At 45.3% G+C, this 18517-nt stretch carries 22 protein-coding genes; 9 read left to right on the forward strand and 13 right to left on the reverse strand.

The genetic code is table 11. The annotated features are described in order from the left end of the window. Nucleotides 1-207 (forward strand): hypothetical protein (locus AB6E51_RS10555; RefSeq protein ID WP_210439060.1); only part of this gene is annotated, 207 nt, incomplete at its 5' end. On the opposite strand, the gene fusA is transcribed toward AB6E51_RS10555, so the two are convergent. The 8 genes from fusA to fkpA form a co-directional block, all read right to left on the reverse strand. After that, the gene (gene fusA, locus AB6E51_RS10560) at nucleotides 204-2300 is read right to left on the reverse strand and encodes an elongation factor G (protein ID WP_017061101.1); all 2097 of its coding nucleotides are present in this window, start codon (nucleotides 2298-2300) and stop codon (nucleotides 204-206) included. The two genes, AB6E51_RS10555 and fusA, sit on opposite strands and share 4 nt — an antisense overlap. A 166-nt stretch (nucleotides 2301-2466) precedes the next feature. Beyond that, on the reverse strand, nucleotides 2467-2937 hold the full coding sequence (gene rpsG / locus AB6E51_RS10565; RefSeq protein ID WP_010435163.1) for a 30S ribosomal protein S7: 471 nt from the start codon (nucleotides 2935-2937) through the stop codon (nucleotides 2467-2469). 107 nt (nucleotides 2938-3044) lie between these two features. Next, a complete protein-coding gene (gene rpsL / locus AB6E51_RS10570) occupies nucleotides 3045-3419 on the reverse strand; it encodes a 30S ribosomal protein S12 (RefSeq protein ID WP_004737194.1) in 375 nt (124 codons plus the stop codon). A gap of 182 nt (nucleotides 3420-3601) precedes the next feature. Continuing rightward, nucleotides 3602-3877: a sulfurtransferase complex subunit TusB gene (tusB, locus tag AB6E51_RS10575; protein ID WP_372057610.1), complete on the reverse strand. Its 276-nt coding sequence runs from the start codon at nucleotides 3875-3877 to the stop codon at nucleotides 3602-3604. Nucleotides 3878-3885: 8 nt separating this feature from the next. Beyond that, complete coding sequence (gene tusC, locus AB6E51_RS10580; RefSeq protein ID WP_017063710.1) at nucleotides 3886-4242, reverse strand: sulfurtransferase complex subunit TusC; 357 nt, start codon at nucleotides 4240-4242, stop codon at nucleotides 3886-3888. Then, nucleotides 4239-4628, reverse strand: coding sequence for a sulfurtransferase complex subunit TusD (gene tusD / locus AB6E51_RS10585; RefSeq protein ID WP_017063709.1), 390 nt, complete (start codon nucleotides 4626-4628; stop codon nucleotides 4239-4241). Before tusD ends, tusC begins: the two co-directional genes overlap by 4 nt. Next, nucleotides 4622-5347 carry a transcriptional regulator gene (locus AB6E51_RS10590; protein ID WP_004729851.1) on the reverse strand — a complete coding sequence of 242 codons (726 nt, stop codon included), beginning with the start codon at nucleotides 5345-5347 and terminating at the stop codon, nucleotides 4622-4624. Before AB6E51_RS10590 ends, tusD begins: the two co-directional genes overlap by 7 nt. A 205-nt stretch (nucleotides 5348-5552) precedes the next feature. Beyond that, nucleotides 5553-6329 (reverse strand): FKBP-type peptidyl-prolyl cis-trans isomerase, encoded by a 777-nt coding sequence (gene fkpA / locus AB6E51_RS10595; RefSeq protein WP_017061105.1) that lies wholly within the window; start codon nucleotides 6327-6329, stop codon nucleotides 5553-5555. Nucleotides 6330-6460: 131 nt separating this feature from the next. On the opposite strand from fkpA, the gene AB6E51_RS10600 reads away from it, so the two are divergent. Both AB6E51_RS10600 and AB6E51_RS10605 read left to right on the forward strand, forming a co-directional pair. After that, nucleotides 6461-7438: a WD40 repeat domain-containing protein gene (locus AB6E51_RS10600; RefSeq protein WP_102320012.1), complete on the forward strand. Its 978-nt coding sequence runs from the start codon at nucleotides 6461-6463 to the stop codon at nucleotides 7436-7438. A gap of 5 nt (nucleotides 7439-7443) precedes the next feature. Further along, a complete protein-coding gene (locus AB6E51_RS10605; RefSeq protein ID WP_009848930.1) occupies nucleotides 7444-7671 on the forward strand; it encodes a SlyX family protein in 228 nt (75 codons plus the stop codon). 180 nt (nucleotides 7672-7851) lie between these two features. Here the strand turns inward: AB6E51_RS10605 and AB6E51_RS10610 are convergent, their stop codons facing one another. The 5 genes from AB6E51_RS10610 to kefG form a co-directional block, all read right to left on the reverse strand. Further along, the gene (locus tag AB6E51_RS10610) at nucleotides 7852-8817 is read right to left on the reverse strand and encodes an isoaspartyl peptidase/L-asparaginase family protein (protein ID WP_372057609.1); all 966 of its coding nucleotides are present in this window, start codon (nucleotides 8815-8817) and stop codon (nucleotides 7852-7854) included. 217 nt (nucleotides 8818-9034) lie between these two features. Continuing rightward, nucleotides 9035-9625, reverse strand: a complete 591-nt coding sequence (gene slyD, locus AB6E51_RS10615) for a peptidylprolyl isomerase (RefSeq protein WP_017063705.1) — start codon at nucleotides 9623-9625, stop codon at nucleotides 9035-9037. A 94-nt stretch (nucleotides 9626-9719) separates the two neighbouring features. Further along, the gene (locus AB6E51_RS10620; RefSeq protein WP_019825339.1) at nucleotides 9720-9920 is read right to left on the reverse strand and encodes a YheV family putative zinc ribbon protein; all 201 of its coding nucleotides are present in this window, start codon (nucleotides 9918-9920) and stop codon (nucleotides 9720-9722) included. A gap of 156 nt (nucleotides 9921-10076) precedes the next feature. Beyond that, nucleotides 10077-11873 (reverse strand): glutathione-regulated potassium-efflux system protein KefB, encoded by a 1797-nt coding sequence (gene kefB / locus AB6E51_RS10625; RefSeq protein ID WP_065584304.1) that lies wholly within the window; start codon nucleotides 11871-11873, stop codon nucleotides 10077-10079. Next, nucleotides 11860-12444 carry a glutathione-regulated potassium-efflux system ancillary protein KefG gene (gene kefG / locus AB6E51_RS10630; protein ID WP_017061111.1) on the reverse strand — a complete coding sequence of 195 codons (585 nt, stop codon included), beginning with the start codon at nucleotides 12442-12444 and terminating at the stop codon, nucleotides 11860-11862. Before kefG ends, kefB begins: the two co-directional genes overlap by 14 nt. A 174-nt stretch (nucleotides 12445-12618) precedes the next feature. On the opposite strand from kefG, the gene AB6E51_RS10635 reads away from it, so the two are divergent. The 6 genes from AB6E51_RS10635 (at nucleotide 12619) to crp (ending at nucleotide 18401) form a co-directional block, all read left to right on the forward strand. Then, on the forward strand, nucleotides 12619-14541 hold the full coding sequence (locus AB6E51_RS10635; RefSeq protein ID WP_372057608.1) for an ABC transporter ATP-binding protein: 1923 nt from the start codon (nucleotides 12619-12621) through the stop codon (nucleotides 14539-14541). Then, entirely contained in the window at nucleotides 14538-15008 is a 471-nt protein-coding gene (locus AB6E51_RS10640) for a TIGR02444 family protein (RefSeq protein ID WP_010435202.1), read from the forward strand. Before AB6E51_RS10635 ends, AB6E51_RS10640 begins: the two co-directional genes overlap by 4 nt. A 273-nt stretch (nucleotides 15009-15281) precedes the next feature. Then, a complete protein-coding gene (locus AB6E51_RS10645) occupies nucleotides 15282-16274 on the forward strand; it encodes a hydrolase (protein WP_019825349.1) in 993 nt (330 codons plus the stop codon). 95 nt (nucleotides 16275-16369) lie between these two features. Next, nucleotides 16370-16582, forward strand: a complete 213-nt coding sequence (locus AB6E51_RS10650) for a YheU family protein (RefSeq protein ID WP_010435208.1) — start codon at nucleotides 16370-16372, stop codon at nucleotides 16580-16582. Between the two features lie 77 nt (nucleotides 16583-16659). Then, nucleotides 16660-17529 (forward strand): phosphoribulokinase, encoded by an 870-nt coding sequence (locus AB6E51_RS10655; protein WP_010435210.1) that lies wholly within the window; start codon nucleotides 16660-16662, stop codon nucleotides 17527-17529. A gap of 239 nt (nucleotides 17530-17768) precedes the next feature. Next, a complete protein-coding gene (crp, locus tag AB6E51_RS10660; RefSeq protein ID WP_004729651.1) occupies nucleotides 17769-18401 on the forward strand; it encodes a cAMP-activated global transcriptional regulator CRP in 633 nt (210 codons plus the stop codon). Nucleotides 18402-18517: the final 116 nt, after the last annotated feature.

Genomic DNA, 18517 nt, shown 5'->3' on the forward strand with positions numbered 1-18517 from the left:
CCGATAGTACCAACGTTTACGTGCGGTTTCGTACGTTCAAATTTTTCTTTAGACACAATCGTGTTCCTTCCTAGTTATGATTCGCCACGTTCATTATTGAGCGAGACGCGCCAGAAATTGCTATTTTATGCGCCAACTCTCGTTAGCGCAATATTTGGACGCATTGTTCTTTCAAAAAATGAAAAAAAATGCCTTCCTTTTGTTTAACCACGCTCTGCAATGATTGCTTTTGCAACATTGTTAGGCACTTCAGCGTACTCACTAAACTCCATAGAGTAAGAAGCACGACCTTGTGTCGCAGAACGTAAATCAGTTGCGTAACCGAACATGACAGACAACGGAACTTGTGCACGAATTATCTTCAGGCCAGCTGTCCCCTCGTCCATACCTTCGATGATGCCGCGACGACGGTTAATATCGCCAACAACGTCACCCATCCAGTCTTCTGGAGTAGTTACTTCAACTTTCATCATAGGCTCAAGCAGAACCGGTTGCGCTTCAAGTGCACCCGTTCTGAAAGCCATAGAGGCAGCGATTGTAAACGCCATCTCACTTGAATCTGTTTCATGGTAAGAACCATCATATAGTGTAGCTTTGATATCCAAAACTGGATAGCCAGCAAGCACACCATTGTTCATCTGCTCTTCAACGCCTTTAGCAACTGAAGCGATAAACTCTTTCGGTACGATACCATTGGCAATTTCATCCACAAAGACAAAGCCTTCGCCAGCTTCTGATGGTTCCAGTTTCAGCCATACGTGACCGTACTGACCTTTACCACCATGTTCACGGATAAATTTACCTTCCGCTTTCGCTGTACCACGAATAGTCTCACGGTAAGCCACTTGCGGGTTACCAACGTTGCAGTTCACGCTAAATTCGCGCTTCATACGGTCAACGATGATATCTAAGTGTAGTTCACCCATACCAGAAATCAGAGTCTGGCCAGTTTCCGCATCCATATCAACGCGGAACGATGGGTCTTCCGCTGCTAGTTTACCTAGAGCGATAGTCATTTTATCTTGATCAGCTTGAGAGCTTGGCTCTACAACGATCTGAATAACTGGGTCTGGGAACTCCATGCGCTCAAGAACAATCTTATGGTTCTGGTCACAAAGGGTTTCACCAGTAGTTACATCTTTCAGACCAATGATGGCTGCGATGTCACCTGCTCGTACTTCTTTTACTTCTTCACGCTTGTTTGAGTGCATTTGAACAATGCGACCTAAGCGTTCACGTTGTTTCTTCACAGAGTTGTAAGCAGTTTTACCGCTTTCTACAACACCAGAGTAAACACGGATGAAGGTAAGAGTACCAACAAATGGGTCTGTTGCGATCTTAAATGCTAGCGCTGAGAACGGTTCTTTGTCGTCCGCGTGACGCTCTGCTTCATTCTCGTCTTCATCGATACCTTTAATTGCAGGCACATCGACTGGAGAAGGAAGGAAATCAACAACTGCATCTAGAACAGCTTGTACACCTTTGTTTTTGAATGCACTACCACAAGTAGCAAGTACAATTTCATTATTAAGGGTACGAGTACGAAGACCTTGTTTGATTTCAGCTTCTGTTAGTTCACCTTCTTCAAGGTACTTATCCATCAGCTCTTCATTTGCTTCTGCAGCAGCTTCAACAAGTTCTGTACGATATTCTTCAGCCATTTCTTGCATGTCTGCAGGAATATCTTCGTACGTGAAAGTCATGCCTTGGTCAGCTTCGTTCCAGTTAATTGCCTTCATCTTGATAAGATCGACAACGCCTTGGAAGTTTTCTTCAGCACCAATGTTCAGTTGAATTGGAACAGGAGTTGCGCCTAAGCGGTCCTTGATCTGTTCAACTACGCGCAAGAAGTCTGCGCCGGTACGGTCCATTTTATTAACGAAAACCATACGTGGAACTTGGTACTTATCAGCTTGACGCCATACTGTCTCTGACTGAGGTTCAACACCAGATGAGCCACAGAACACAACAACTGCACCATCAAGTACACGCAAAGAACGTTCTACTTCGATTGTGAAGTCAACGTGTCCAGGAGTGTCGATGATGTTAATACGGTGGTCCGAGAACTGAGCTTCCATACCACGCCAAAACGTAGTGGTTGCTGCTGAAGTGATCGTAATACCGCGCTCTTGCTCTTGCTCCATCCAGTCCATGGTTGCTGCACCATCGTGAACTTCGCCGATTTTGTGAGAAAGACCGGTATAGAACAGAATACGTTCACTTGTGGTTGTTTTACCTGCATCTACGTGAGCAACGATACCGATATTACGGTATTGCTCTATAGGAGTTTTACGAGCCACGGTTGAATCCTCTTATTAGAGACTTAGGGACTATTGCTATGTCTAGATTATGCCTTAAAAGCGATGCTTCGCTAAAAATTGCTTGCCCTAGAAATAGCAATAGTTCCTAGCATAAGCATAGGAACTAAAGAAGTGCTGCAAGGAACCTTGCAGCACTAAAAAGGTATTACCAACGGTAATGTGCGAACGCTTTGTTTGCGTCAGCCATGCGGTGAACGTCTTCACGTTTCTTAACCGCAGTACCTTTGTTCTCAGACGCGTCTAGCATTTCAGCAGCTAGGCGTTGAGCCATAGATTTTTCACCACGCTTACGCGCAGCTTCAACTACCCAACGCATAGCAAGAGCGTTACGGCGAACCGGACGAACTTCTACAGGTACTTGGTAAGTTGAACCACCTACACGGCGAGATTTAACTTCTACCGCTGGGCGAACATTTTCAAGAGCTTCTTCAAATACAGCTAAGTGGTCTTTACCAGACTTCTCAGCCATTGAATCTAGTGCAGTGTAAACGATTTTTTCTGCAGTAGATTTCTTTCCGTCAACCATAAGGATGTTAACGAATTTTGCCAGCAATTCAGATTTGAACTTAGGATCTGGAAGGATCTTACGCTGACCTATTACGCGACGACGTGGCATGGATATTCTCCGTTGTCTTCTTCAGGTTTTTTCCAAAACTTTTCAGAATAATAAATAAAATAGTGTTTGGCCTTACTTAACGATTTCTTTTTAAAAAAGAGAATCAATTAAGACTTAGGACGTTTCACACCGTACTTAGAACGACCTTGTTTACGGTCGTTAACGCCAGCACAGTCAAGTGCGCCGCGAACAGTGTGGTAACGAACACCCGGAAGGTCTTTTACACGACCGCCACGGATTAGTACAACACTGTGCTCTTGTAGGTTGTGGCCTTCACCGCCGATGTACGAAGTTACTTCGAAACCGTTAGTTAGACGTACACGACATACTTTACGTAGTGCCGAGTTAGGTTTTTTAGGTGTAGTAGTGTAAACACGAGTACATACACCACGTTTTTGTGGGCACGCTTCTAGTGCAGGCACGTTGCTTTTAACAACTTGCTTTACACGAGGTTTGCGAACCAACTGGTTAATAGTTGCCATTAACTAGCTCCTGAAATTTACTTGAAAGTAAGCTTTGTGAAAAATCTATCCCTAATCACAAGTCGTAATTAGGGACGCAAAATTCTATTCAGCAGTGGGAGGTGTGTCAAGAAATATACAGATCTTTTTTAGCCGTCTAGAGCTCAGGATGGTCTAATTTTAACCAAACTGATAAAAGACGCTTACCAAGTCACTGATTTGTCGCTCAAAACCGTCAGTTTAACGAAGCCATCGAAGTCAACTTGATCAATGGTACTTGAGACAAGTAGTTGTAAACCTCGGCTATCGAGATCTGGTTTTAACACCGACACCTGCTCTACTGCGCAGATTTGAGTGAATAACTCATGATTGGGAAGGCAAACATACACCGCATCTTCCACCAAAAGATACTGATCTTGTGGCTGAGAATAGGTCAATGCGAGTTTAAGTTTGTCGACTGATTTTACAATATGAAGCATAGCGTCCCCTAGAAAGTCAGTATCTGTTGGCACTGAGCTAACTTCTGCGTTAACTCGTCGGCTTCAACGGTGGTCACATCGATCAGCAGGTTGTCTGCTGAAAGACCAAACTGACTCAGACTACGCTGACACACATACACCTGTTCGATGTCGTACAGGTCCATAAGTTTGAATGCAGAGATGTAGTCACGCGATAGTGTTTCGTCGGGCTGCTGCGCTTTGAGAAGCTGTGTCACGCCATCGCCAACAAAGAACACGGCAATGTCTTCACTATATGCGGACGCAGCAAGCAGGGCGTCTAACCCTTCTCTACCCGCAGCGGTCGTATGAGGGAAACTGTTAAATATAAAGGCTAACTTTCTCAAAACTGCACAACCCTATCTTGCGTTAGTAGCGCTTCCGATAAGCTCCCTAATCCGGCTTGAGTAAATCCAGTGGCTAGGTTAGAGGCACTTAGTTGATGTTGCTCTGCTTCTTCAGAGCTAATCACTCCGCGTCTTAGCGCAGCTGCCACACAGGTTTCAAGGCTAACATCGTGTTCATCAGCCAGCTTTTGCCAAGCAGAAGCTAAATCAAATTCATCGTTAGCCGGTACGGTAAGGTCTGAGCCGTTACTCACGCCATCTTGATAGAAGAACACACTGTGAAGTTTGTGGCCCTGTTTAATCAGAGCCACGGCAAACTGGTAGGCACTTCTTGCTGACTGTGAGCCATAGACTGGCCCATTCACTAGGAGTGTATAGCTTAGCAACCCTCTTCATCCTCTGTTTTACGTTGGCGGATGTATAGGTACACGGTGTGCTTAGAGATGTTCAGTCGCTCAGCAACGCGGTTGATCGCGTCTTTAATATCGAAAATACCTTTGTCGTACAGCTCCATCACGATCTGACGGTTCTTAGTATTGTTCGATACCGATTTGTCAGCGTTAATTTCTTCAATGGTGCGTTCAACCGTTTGGTCGACAAGTTCTTCAACGTCACTAGCGAAGTTAACCGATGATGCGGCTTCGTCTGCGTCTTGTGTAGGCATGAACGATTGCAGCACCTGTGAGAATGGCGCGTCTAGATTCACGTTAATACACAGTAGGCCAATCACTCGGTCTTCACCGTTGCGGATAGCAACCGTGATCGACTTCATCAACACTCCGCCTTTAGCGCGAGTGAAGTATGAACGTGAGAAGTTACGCTTAGAACCTTCAATATCTTTTAGCATCTTCAATGCAAGATCGGTAATCGGCGAGCCAACCTGACGACCTGTATTTTCGCCGTTGGCAATTTTAATCGCAGAAGTATTGAGGTCTTCTAAAGAGTGCAAAACGATTTCACAAAACGGACCAATAAGGCTCGCAATACCGTCAACAACGGCCTCATAAGATCTTAGAATGATTTTATCGTGTTCACTGAATGGCATAACGTGGACTGATTCCATTTCAAGTAACACATCTGCATTGACTGTTTCTGTAGTAGTCACTTATTCCTTACCTTCGTGTGAAAAATCAACAAATTTATGTAAGTTTATCAGAAAATTTTAATTGCACACCTAGCTAACATTGCAACTAGTGATTTAGAACAAGTTTAAAAATCAAATACTCATCTTCAAATCATAAAAAAAGCCTAACTCAAAGTTAGGCTTTTTATTCAATCAACGTATTTTAGTACGAGGCTTTTAACCGATATTACTGTGCAGGAGCTGCTTCAGCGTTATCGATGTTTAGTAGTTCTACTTCGAATACTAGCGTTGAGTTAGCAGGGATAGTCGGTGTGTCTTGCTCACCGTATGCTAGCTCTGGCGGGATAACGAACTTGTACTTAGAACCAACTTGCATCAGTTGTACGCCTTCAGTCCAGCCTGGGATTACGCGGTTAAGTGGGAATGTTGCTGGTTCACCACGGTCGTAAGAGCTGTCGAACTGAGTACCGTCTGTTAGCGTACCTTTGTAGTGAACTTGAACAGTATCAGTGTCTTTTGGAGAAGCGCCTTCACCAGCAGTCATTACTTGGTAAAGTAGACCAGATTCAGTTTGCTTAACGCCTTCAGTTTTAGCGAACTCAGCGCGGAAGTCATCACCGGCTTTCTTCACTTCTGCAGATTTTTCTGCCGCTTGTGCTTGCATCGTTTCAGCAACACGCTTGTCTAGAGCTTCAAGAGCTGCGCGAGTTTCTTCTTCGTTCAGTGCAGTTTTCTCTGCGAATACGTCTTCGATACCTTGAAGAACCATATCTTTGTCTAGGTTAATACCTAGCTCGCTTGGCTTATCAATGCTTGTGCTTAGGTAGTTAGCGAAAGATACGCCGATTGCGTATGCCGCTTTGTCGTCTTCTGTTTTAAAGTTTACTGCTTCAACTTTAACTTCTTCAACCTGTGGAGCTTCTGCCTTTGGTTCTTCTTTCTGACAACCAACTGCTAGCATAACCGTTGCGGCAAGCAGTGATACTTTTAAAACTGATTTCATTGAATTCTCCAATTAATGGCCAAGCCATTGGTTATTGTGCACAAATCTAATGATTAGATTGGTGTGAATACGTTAGTTATAACAATATACTAGTTATATGTCTTTCGACACAAACCGGATTATTAGATGTGATGCGAATATTTTTCCACTCATTGCTATGTACAATTGTCATCGCCTTGTTAAATGGATGTTTTTTCTTCCAAGATGATGAGCAACGTTGGGAAATTGAACCCAATGGTGCCACCAGCTTTGCCCTTAGCAGAGATGGACGCTTCGCCCTGCTCTACTCTCAGAAAAAACAACTATTGCTTTGGGACCTTGCCGAAAACAAAGAGTTAGCTCAACTCGGCCCACAAGATCAATTAGAAAACCAAGTATCGCGTATCCGTATCTCGGACAATGGCCGCTTTGCCATTACCGCAAGCCAGATGAACTTCGCCGTTTGGGACCTCTCTTGGACTCAAGCACAAGGGCTTTGGTCTATCTCCGATGGCTTAATTCGCGATGTCGATATCTCTAGCAATGGTGAAAAAGTATTGCTTGGCCTGTCTAATGGCAAAGCGATCTATGTGGACTTAGTCACCGGACGCCGTCTTGAGTTCCTTGCTCACCGAGAAAAAGTTAATTCTGTTTCCCTTTCTTCCAATGGTCGCTACGCATTATCAGGTGGCAACGACTATAAAGCCTACCTGTGGGATACCGAGTCAGGCTTGGTATTACGCACCTTTGAGCATGAACAAAGAGTAGTACGAGTCGCGCTACAACGCGATGGCGAGCTGGCTTTTACCTCTGATGGCGGCAATCAAGCGATGATTTGGGATCTTGAAACGGGCGAACCTCAAGCGCAATTGCAAAGCTGGTCTCGACAGTTGATTTTCTCGAGTGCGCGTTTTTCTGATGACGGCAGTATGTTGGTGACGGGCACACCATCCAGCCAAGTGAGTGTGTGGAATACTCAGGATGGCAAGCGAATTTCTCGCCACGATGCTGAGCCATTAAAAGATGCTCGCCCTCCTCGTGCGGTAGTGTATGATGCAGCCTTTGATGATAAGAACCGTGTGATATCGGGCACCTCTGCGGGCATTGCCCAAGCTTGGAATGTGGATTAAGAACGATGACAGAAAAGCGAGTTGAACAACTAGAAAGCCGCGTAAATGACCTAGAGTGTCAGCTAGCTTTCCAAGAACAGACCATTGAAGAACTCAATGAAGCGCTTAGCCAACAACAAATGTTAATCACGAGAATGCAAGATCAGATGAAGTTCGTGGTTGGCAAAGTAAAAAATATGGATGGCTCTAATCTAGCTGACGCATCAGAAGAGACGCCACCTCCACACTATTAAGTGCGGTTCAAAATAACCAATTAAATCTAACGACGCATATCGTTAGTTTCTCGTCCTCAATGTGTAAACACATTTCAGGACGGGACATAGAAAACTAAGAGGGCGACAGATACTCATCTGTCGCCCTCTTGTTTATTTCATCTCAGTGAATAAGCTAAAGCCAATTAAGCCGATACCAACTTAGTCGTCGGCATAAATCTTCACTTCAACACGACCTTGAGTATCAACGCTTGCACGATACATTCCTGAGCTGTTCATACCAAAATGTATATCGCCTTGGCCATCGATAGCGATCAAGCCACCTTCTCCACCCATGGTTTTCAATTCACCTTGAATGATCGTTTCACAAGCGGTGTGCACATCTTCTTTCAGATAACGCATTCGTGCTGCGACATCACTGGCGACCATTTTACGTAGGAAGAACTCACCCATCCCGGTTGTTGAGACGGCAACATTGCCATTTTCAGCGATGGTTCCTGCACCAATGATCGGAGAATCTCCCACACGACCATACTTCTTATTGGTCACGCCACCGGTACTGGTTGCTGCAGCTAAGTTACCGGCTTGGTCTAATGCTACTGCGCCAACCGTGCCGTACTTTTTATCGTCTGGGTATTTTTGAGCTTGTTGCTCATCATATTTCGCTTCAGACAAAGCAAAGATGCCTTTCTCTTTCATCGACTGAAGTTGGTCATAACGACGCTCAGTAAAGAAGTAATCTTGCTCGGTGAAAGTATACTCATGCTCAAACGCAAACCTCTCTGCGCCTTCACCAATCAGCAGTACGTGGTCGCTTTTAAGCATCACGTCACGAGCCAACTCTATCGGGTTTTTAATATGGCGGACACCTGCAATAGCACCCGCATCCATTTCGCGACCGTGCATCACAGAAGCATCCATCTCAACAAATTCATCATGAGTTAAAACAGAGCCCCTACCGGCATTAAAATGCGGGCTGTCTTCCATCACCTTGACTGACGCAACCACTGCATCCAACGCATCGCCACCCGATTGCAAAACTTGATAGCCAGCCAAAACCGACTTCTCCAAAGCCTCGGTAATACCCGTTTTTAATGCATCGCTCATTTGCTCTCGCAAGATAGTTCCTGCACCACCATGAATGGCAATTGAAAAAGGCTGTGACATGCAAACTCTCCACTGACGTCGTCTTATAATGTTGTGCTATCAATACCACATCCATGGTTCGATGTCTGATAACGAAAACCAAACTTTTACGAATGCTTAGATTTGCGGACACTTAGTTTGGTAGAGAAAAGCGAGGTCAAAAAGCGAGACTCCTAAACGCAAAAAGCCTCCACAAGGGAGGCTTTCAAGATTCTTAAACTAAACCGTTAATTCGGTATTAGTGAGAACCACAGCTACCGCCGCCGCAACAGCCGTCTTTTTTCTCTTCACCGTGGTCATGGCCTTCGCCACCACAGCAACCGCCTTCGTGGTCATGATCGTGATCGTGACCGCCACAGCCGCCTTCTTGGTGTACGTGACCGTGTTGAACTTCTTCTTCAGTCGCTTCACGAACCGCTACAACTTCAACGTCAAACGTTAGAGTTTGGCCAGCTAGCATGTGGTTACCATCAACAACAACTTCGTCGCCATCTACTTCAGTAACTTCAACTGGGATTGGACCTTGGTCAGTATCAGCTAGGAAACGCATGCCAACTTCGATTTGCTCAACACCTTGGAATACGTCTGCAGGAACACGTTGAACTAAGTCATCGTTGTGCTCGCCGTAAGCGTCTTCTGGAGTAACCGTTGCTGAGAACTTGTCGCCAGCTACTTTGCCTTCAAGCTCTTTTTCAAGACCTGTAATTAGGTTGTTGTGACCGTGAAGGTAATCTAGTGGAGCTTCTGCAGTTGATTGGTCAACTACTACGCCATCTTCAAGTTTCACTTGATATGCAACACTAACTACTACGTTCTTTTCAATTTTCATGAGAGCTCCAAGGAGGTTTGGACTAAGCTCGAACAGTTGAGCTTAGGAAAAAATCTGTACCGGGATATTATGGGGATCAATTAACGAAACTCAATCATTCTGGCTTAAAAATACCGATCATTTCTTGATTCGCGTGTTCAGATTTCTCTACAGTTTTCGGTTTACGCTGTTCTGTGAAGTCACAATCGACACATTCCACCAGCTCGATATTATTTTCAATCCACCAACGGAGTGTGTCTTGAGTACTGCAACTTGGGCAGCTTGCCCCTGCGATAAAGCGTTTTTTCTGTTTCACGTTCATATCCTTTACTACTCTGGATTCGCGGTTCTTCCCACTCACTTTATTGATAAGTTAAGCAGAGACCGCGTTTATTATTAGGTTAGTTCTATAGTCTGTTATTTCTATGCCCAAGCTCTATTTCTAAGCTCAAGCATGAGTTATCACTTCAAGCTACTGCCAATAGTTTCGAGATTGGTGATCGTTTTCCATCTCGTGTCCAAAGATCTCTTCAAGTTCTTTACGAGCCTCTTTCGCTCTTTGGGCTAACTCGGCATCTTCGTTATGCTGAGGCAGCAACTCTTTCAGCATACCATTATCCAACTTTCTAAAGTGTGCTTCTGCTCGCTTCGCTTTATATGGATGCATGCCAAGTTCAGTCAATGTTTGACGACCTAAATCCAATGCTCCAAGGAAGGTTTCACGCGAATAGTTACTCACACCGTGGTTAAGTAGTTGATACGCTTCAACACGGCTTCGTGCACGCGCCAAGATCTTTAAGCGTGGGAAGTGCTGCTTACATAAATCGACGGTTTTCATGATTTCATCAGGGGAGTCAGTACACAACACAATCGCCTCTGCTTTATCAGCACCGGCTGCGCGTAATAGCTCTAGGTGAGTCGAGTCTCCGTAAAAGACTTTGTAGCCGAACTTTCTAAGGATGTGTATTTGGCTGGCATCACTTTCAAGGACAGTGATACGAATCTTGTTGGCGTACATCAAGCGACCGATGATCTGACCGAAGCGACCAAAGCCAGCAATGATCACTCGAGGGCTGCGATCAACCACATCCGAAGACATCGCACTTTCGCTGATTTGGTTCAGTTGACGAGCAAAGAACTTATCTTGCAGCTTAAGCATTAGTGGCGTGGTCACCATAGACAGGCTCACTACTACCAGTAAGAACGACACCTGTTCGCCACTTAAGATGCCCTGCGCACTCGCCGCGGTAAAAATAACGAAAGCAAACTCACCACCTTGGCTAAGAATCATCGCCATTCGGCTACGTGCTTTAGCTTGAGTGCCGAAGATACGAGCCAGCGCATACAGCACCAAACCTTTCAATACGACTAGCGACGACACTGCAATAAGTATTGCGAATGGGCTTTCTGCCAGTAGACCTAGGTTTACCGCCATACCCACAGAGATAAAGAACAGACCAAGCAGTAAACCTTTGAATGGATCAATCGCGATCTCAAGCTCGTGTCGATATTCACTTTCAGCCAGAAGTACGCCCGCTAGGAAGGTACCTAATGCCATCGACAAGCCAATCCGTTGCATGATCACAGCAATACCAATCACAAGTAACAGCGCCGCGACGGTGAATAACTCACGCACACCACTCATCACTACGTATCGGAAAAGTGGTCTCAACAAGAAGTGGCCACCGACCAGTAGGCCAATCACGCCACCCAGCATCCACAGCATGTCAGCCCAGCTACCGCCGGTATTACCCGCAAGTAGAGGCAACATTGCTAGCATTGGAATAACAGCGATATCTTGGAAAAGCAGTACTGCAAAGCCCGACTGCCCTGCTTCTTTGCCGCCGAGCTCTCGCTCTTCAATAACACGCAAGGCAATCGCAGTCGAAGACAGCGCCAAACCCATACCTATCACGAGACTGGTTTGCCAGGTTAATCCAAATAGACAGGCGATGGCGGTAATAATTAGAGTGGTGATCAGCACTTGCGCGCCGCCCAACCCGAGAATGGGGGCTCGCATCTGCCACAGTTTTTTCGGGTTAAGCTCTAAACCAATCAGGAAGAGCAGCAGTACCACCCCGAATTCGGAGAAGTGCAGAATCGCCTCTACATCACTGATTAAGCCCAGCCCCCATGGGCCAATTGCCACACCTGCTAATAGGTAACCGAGGACTGAACCCAAACCAGCGCGCTGTGCGATAGGAACCGCAACCACAGCAGCCGCTAAAAATATAACGCTACTTTGTAGAAAATCATTAGTCAGAGCCATCATCTGCTCCTATATCTTGTAGCGGGTCTCGCAACCAATTTCGATACGCTTCGGCGTGTTGGTAACGCGTCATATCGGTGACATTTCGTGCCCAGTGTAAAACCAAAGGGGATATCCAGTTCATTTGACACAAAGCAGCGGTGAGCTCGAATGGTTGCAAGATCTCTTGTAATGGATATTTATTATAACCTGCGGCACCAAACGCCTCTTCTTTACCACCGGTAGTAATCACACTGCGCCAGTGTTTGCCTTTAAGCGCACTTTGCTCACCAAAAGCAAAGCCCTTGCCTAACACGCGATCAAACCACTCTTTTAACAATGAAGGACAGGAATACATGAACAGAGGATGCTGAAACACGATAACATCGTACTGAAGGAGCAATTCATGCTCATAAGGCACATCAATAAAGAAGTCAGGGTAGATGGCGTAGAGATCATGAACTTTGACATGACCGAGCGACTCTACCTTCTTAACCATCATCTGGTTAGCAATAGAGGTTTGCGGCTCTGGGTGCGCGTAGATGATCAACACCTTTGGCACGACTTTGTCTGTCGAGGGAGTATTACTCATTCCTTTGAAACATTCCTTTGAGGGCTAAACGGTGGCAAGGCCACAAGAATTTAAGCAAAAGTTATTAATATGTTATTGGCATCATAACGCAAATTGCATTGTGATCGACTTTTATCTGGTTTCAGCCTACTATGCAGGCGTCTGTTCACCTCTAATTTCTATGCTATTTCAATTATGATTACTTTCTCTGATATTCAATTGCTACGCGGCGGTAAGCCACTCCTCGACCAAGCATCTGCGACTTTTCACCCTGGCGACAAGATCGGTTTGGTTGGTAAAAACGGCTGTGGTAAATCTACGCTATTCGCCTTAATTAAGGACGAACTGTCTATTGATGCGGGTTCATTCAGTAAACCAGCCCATTGGGAAATGGCTTGGGTTGCTCAAGAAACACCTGCATTAGAAAGAACAGCAATTGAATACGTGATTGATGGCGACCGTGAATACCGCGGCCTTGAAGATCAACTAGAGAAAGCTGAACAAGCCGACAATGGCACATTGGTAGCAGAGATCCACGGCAAGATTGAAACCATTGGTGGTTACAGCATAAAGGCACGTGCTGCCGAGTTACTGGATGGCCTAGGCTTTAGCCAAGAACAAATGACATGGAACCTGACTCAATTCTCAGGTGGTTGGCGTATGCGTTTGAACCTAGCGCAAGCCCTACTGTGTCGCAGTGACCTACTGCTACTCGATGAGCCTACCAACCACTTGGATTTAGACGCAGTAATGTGGCTCGAGCGTTGGTTACAAAGCTACCCTGGCACGCTAGTGCTTATCTCGCACGATAGAGACTTCTTAGACCCTATCGTCAACCGCATCGTGCACGTTGAAAACCAACAGCTCAATGAGTACACGGGTAACTACTCATCGTTCGAAACCCAACGAGCGCAAAAACTGATTCTGCAACAAGCGATGTACCAAAAGCAGCAGAAACAGATGTCTCACATGCAGAGCTACATTGACCGTTTCCGTTACAAAGCTTCAAAGGCTCGCCAAGCGCAAAGCCGTATTAAAGCGCTAGAGAAAATGGAACAAGTGCTGCCTGCTCAGTTTGATAATCCATTCAGCTTTGAGTTTAGAGAACCAGACGCGCTACCAAATCCAATCATGATGATGGATGAAGTATCAGCGGGCTATGATGACAATCTGATTCTAGAGAAAATTCGCCTGAACCTAGTACCGGGTAGCCGTATTGGTCTACTTGGTCGAAATGGTGCTGGTAAATCAACACTGATTAAACTGCTTTCTGGCGAACTTAAACAGCAAGGCGGTGAACTGAGTTATTCGCAAGGCGTTAAGATTGGTTACTTTGCACAGCACCAGTTAGAAACGTTGCACCCAGAAGAAACACCGCTGCAGCACATGATGCAGATTGCCCCTAAACACACCGAGCAACAATTGCGTGATTACCTAGGTAGCTTCGGTTTCCAAGGTGAAAAAGCGCTCGATAAAGTGGCACCCTTCTCTGGTGGTGAAAAAGCGCGTTTAGTTCTGGCGCTACTGGTATGGCAAAAACCGAACCTGTTGCTACTCGATGAACCAACCAACCACTTGGATCTCGACATGCGTCAAGCGCTGACTTTTGCCCTGCAGACGTTTGAAGGCGCAATGGTTATCGTATCGCACGACCGTTACCTACTGCGTGCAACTACCGATGATTTATACCTTGTACACGACCGCCAAGTCGCACCGTTTGATGGTGACTTAAGCGATTACTACAAGTGGCTAACCGAGCAACCGAAAGTTGAGCGCAAAGAAGCACAAGCATTGGCACCAGCCAAAGACGGCGCCAACAGTGCAGCAGCGAAAAAAGAGCAGAAACGTAAAGAAGCCGAGTTCCGTAAACTGACGGCACCACTGCGTAAAAAGCTCACTCAATTTGAAAAGCAGATGGATAAATTAACGCAGGCTCTTGAAGAAGCTGAGCAAGAATTATCCGACACATCACTGTATGAAGCTGAAAATAAGGCTAAACTGAATAAAGTACTCGCTCTCCAAGCGAGCAGTAAGTCACAGCTAGAAGAAGTTGAAATGGATTGGATGTCCACTCAAGAAGAGCTTGAGCAGATGGAACAGGATATGGATAGCTTATGAGCCCAGAGCACGCCCCAATATCACTAACACTGGAACGACTATGGCAATTTAGCCTTCAGTATTACAGTGTGCGCGGTGTAAAGGATGCGTGCTTAGCTTTGCAAAACCAGTTCCACGGCAACGTCAATCTACTGCTGCTTCTCAAATGGCTTGATGAGCAGCAATTGTCTTTTGCCGAAGAAGAGTGGCACAAAGTTCAACAGTGCTTGAGCCGCTCTGAAACCCTACTTCATAGTTATCGAGAGCTACGTAAGCATCTCAAAGCACACGTTGTTGATTCACTCTACCGTGAAGCCTTACAGTTCGAATTACAACTAGAGAAACAACAACAATCTGATCTCGTCGACTACATAAACTCTCTTCAGCTTTTCGCAAACCAACAAGCGCCTCTCGCTTTTCAATACTGTCGATTATTAGGGGCAGAAAACCTCTATGTTGCTTTTTCTGAACCAGCCCCTCAGCCCTAAGGCATTCCCTTTTCCTTTTGTTAGATCAAGATCCAAGCTTATTGGGGACTATCGTTCTTCGTGTTCACGCGATGGTGGCTCGGATTATTAGCAATATATAGAGCTTAACCTCGATAGTATTCAACCAGTTACCTACAACCTGTTTTGTAACCTGTATGAGTGAAACTCTTGCGCTTATGCCGAGAATCAACCAAGCTCAAATAAAAACGTGGGCGTTTCGTTACAAACTCAACACGTTATCAAAACCCGTATAAAGAAGCATGGATCGTTTTTATGACAATATTTACCGCAGCTGCTGGTCTCTCTAATCCGCACTTACAAACCTTAGTGCCACGGTTTATTAGGAAGCAGGCGCTGTTTCATCCTCACTGGCAAACCTTAGAAACACCCGATGGTGACTTTCTTGATCTTGCTTGGAGCGAATCACCAGACGGTGACACCTCAAATAAAAATGATCGCAGTAGCAAGCCGATATTCGTTCTATTCCACGGTTTAGAAGGTAGCTTTGAGAGCCCTTATGCCAATGGATTAATGAATGCGTTTGCTAAAGATGGTTGGTTGTCCGTGATGATGCACTTCAGAGGCTGCAGCGGAAAACCCAATCGCCTGGCTCGCGCTTACCATTCAGGTGAAGTCGAAGATGCGCGCTTTTTTCTAAGACACCTGCACGCCCAGTTTCCGAATAACCCTAAGGTTGCGGTTGGCATATCTTTAGGTGGAAACATGCTGGCGAACTATTTGGCTGAGTACGCAGACGACCCATTGCTGTCGGCGGCGACCATCGTATCTGCTCCTTTTGACCTAGCGTGTTGCTCTAGTCGTATTGAGCGTGGTTTCTCCAAGCTCTATAAGAAGTACCTGCTCAACTCTCTAAAATCGAATGCGCTAAAAAAGGTTAACCTGCTGCAGGAAAAACTTGGCATCACCGCTGAAGCCATCAAGAACATCACCAAACTGTATGAGTTTGATGAACGAATCACTGCGCCTCTGCACGGCTTCAAAAATGCCCAAGATTATTATGCGCAATGTTCTGCTCTGCCTAAGCTCAATAAGATCAAACTACCGACTCAGATCATTCATGCCAAAGACGACCCTTTCATGACCGATGATGTGATCCCAAAATTTGTTCTGCCCGATAACATCGATTATCGACTGTTTCAAAAAGGCGGCCATGTTGGGTTTATTACTGGCAGTACACTCAAGCCAAGGTTTTGGTTAGAAGAAGCCTTGCCTGCCTACTATGAAAGTATCCAAGATTCGGCATAATGACCGAGCCTTAGTAAATAGAAGTAAAACAATACTAAGCACACGCATTTCTACATCAATAAACCTATTTATGAACATAAAAGAGAGAAGTATTTATGATCATCCCATGGCAAGACATTGCGCCAGAGACACTGGAAAACCTCATCAAAGAGTTCGTGCTGCGTGAAGGCACAGACTACGGCGACGTAGAGGTTTCACTGCAAAACAAGATTGATCAAGTGAAACATCAATTAGCTTCAGGAGAAGTCAGCATTGTGTTTTCTGAGCTCCATGAAACCGTTGATATTCAAGTCACAAAACGCTTCTAAGCTGCGCTCATAAAGGAGCCGTGTTATAGTGGTAAACGATTGCTAACAAGTAAGTTACTCAAAAGACAAGGGTTGTCATGTCCGCTAAACATCCAATTATTGCGGTGACGGGTTCATCTGGAGCCGGCACCACCACCACCTCAGAAGCCTTCCGTAAAATGTTCAATATGATGGACGTGAAGGCCGCTTGGGTTGAAGGGGATAGTTTCCATCGCTTCACTCGCCCAGAGATGGATGTCGAGATCCGTAAAGCGCGCGAGCAAGGTAAGCACATCAGCTACTTTGGTCCTCAAGCCAACGACTTTGGTGCGCTAGAAGAGTTCTTCCGTAAATACGGTAACGAAGGTACAGGTAAAGTAAGAAGCTACCTACACACCTTCGATGAAGCCGTGCCTTACAATCAAATGCCGGGCACCTTCACGCCATGGCAAGAGATCCCTGAAAACTCCGATGTGATGTTTTACGAAGGCCTGCACGGCGGTGTGGTTGATGGCGACATTAACGTTTCTCAACACGTCGACTTGCTGATCGGCATGGTACCTATCGTCAACTTAGAATGGATCCAGAAATTCGTTCGCGACACACGCGATCGTGGTCATTCTCGTGAAGCAGTAATGGACTCGATTGTTCGCTCGATGGATGATTACCTTAACTACATTACTCCTCAGTTTTCGCGTACTCACATCAACTTTCAGCGTGTTCCAACGGTAGACACATCAAACCCTCTCAACGCTAAAGGGATCCCAAGTTTAGACGAAAGCTTCGTTGTTATACGTTTGCGCGGCATCAAAAACGTCGATTTCCCTTACCTTTTAGCTATGATTGATGGCTCATTTATGTCTCGCCACAACACGCTTGTGGTACCAGGAGGGAAGATGAGTTTTGCTATGGAGCTCATTGTAAGGCCGATCCTACAACAACTCATCGAAACCGGAAAAATTGGTTAACAGAGCACCATTCTGGTTGATTACTTTTCATACCGTGATCATGTGCACAATTTTGCGTAAAAAATCGTAGCTTGGTCACGATTAAAATCAAGAAATAGTACCTGAAAAAGGATACTATTCTTAAACGAAACACAAGATAGCTTGCAGCGCTCAACGAGTGCTCTTATCCTACAAGTCAATCCAGGCTTAGCTAAAATACGGAAAGCGGCAAGCATACCCTGCAGAGGAAGTGAGATATTATGGTTCTAGGTAAACCTCAAACCGATCCAACATTAGAGTGGTTCCTTTCACACTGTCATATTCATAAGTACCCATCAAAAAGTACTTTGATTCATGCTGGTGAAAAGGCAGAAACCTTGTACTACATTGTTAAAGGTTCTGTGGCAGTTCTTATCAAAGACGAAGAAGGTAAGGAAATGATTCTTTCTTACCTAAACCAAGGCGACTTCATCGGTGAGCTAGGCTTATTCGAAGAAGACCAAGAGCGTACAGCTTGGGTTCGTGCAAAATCTCCTTGTGAAGTAGCTGAAATTTCTTTCAAGAAATTCCGTCAACTTATCCAAGTGAACCCAGACATCCTAATGCGTCTATCAGCGCAAATGGCAAACCGTCTACAAGTAACTAGCCAAAAAGTTGGTGACTTAGCGTTCCTTGACGTAACTGGTCGTATCGCACAAACGCTACTAAACCTAGCAAAACAACCAGATGCAATGACTCACCCTGACGGCATGCAAATCAAGATCACTCGCCAAGAGATTGGCCAGATCGTTGGTTGTTCTCGTGAGACAGTTGGTCGTATCTTGAAGATGCTAGAAGAGCAGAACCTAATTTCTGCACACGGTAAAACTATCGTGGTATATGGCACTCGTTAATCTCGATTAACTGAGCCTAAAATTTGAAAGCCACCAAATGCAAATTTGGTGGCTTTTTTGTTTTCTAAAGATCTACAAAGAAAATACGAATGAAACACCTACAGCTTCGAAGCGCA

It is taken from the genome of Vibrio sp. 10N.247.311.47, assembly GCF_041467535.1.
GTDB classification, from domain to species: domain Bacteria; phylum Pseudomonadota; class Gammaproteobacteria; order Enterobacterales; family Vibrionaceae; genus Vibrio; species Vibrio crassostreae_C.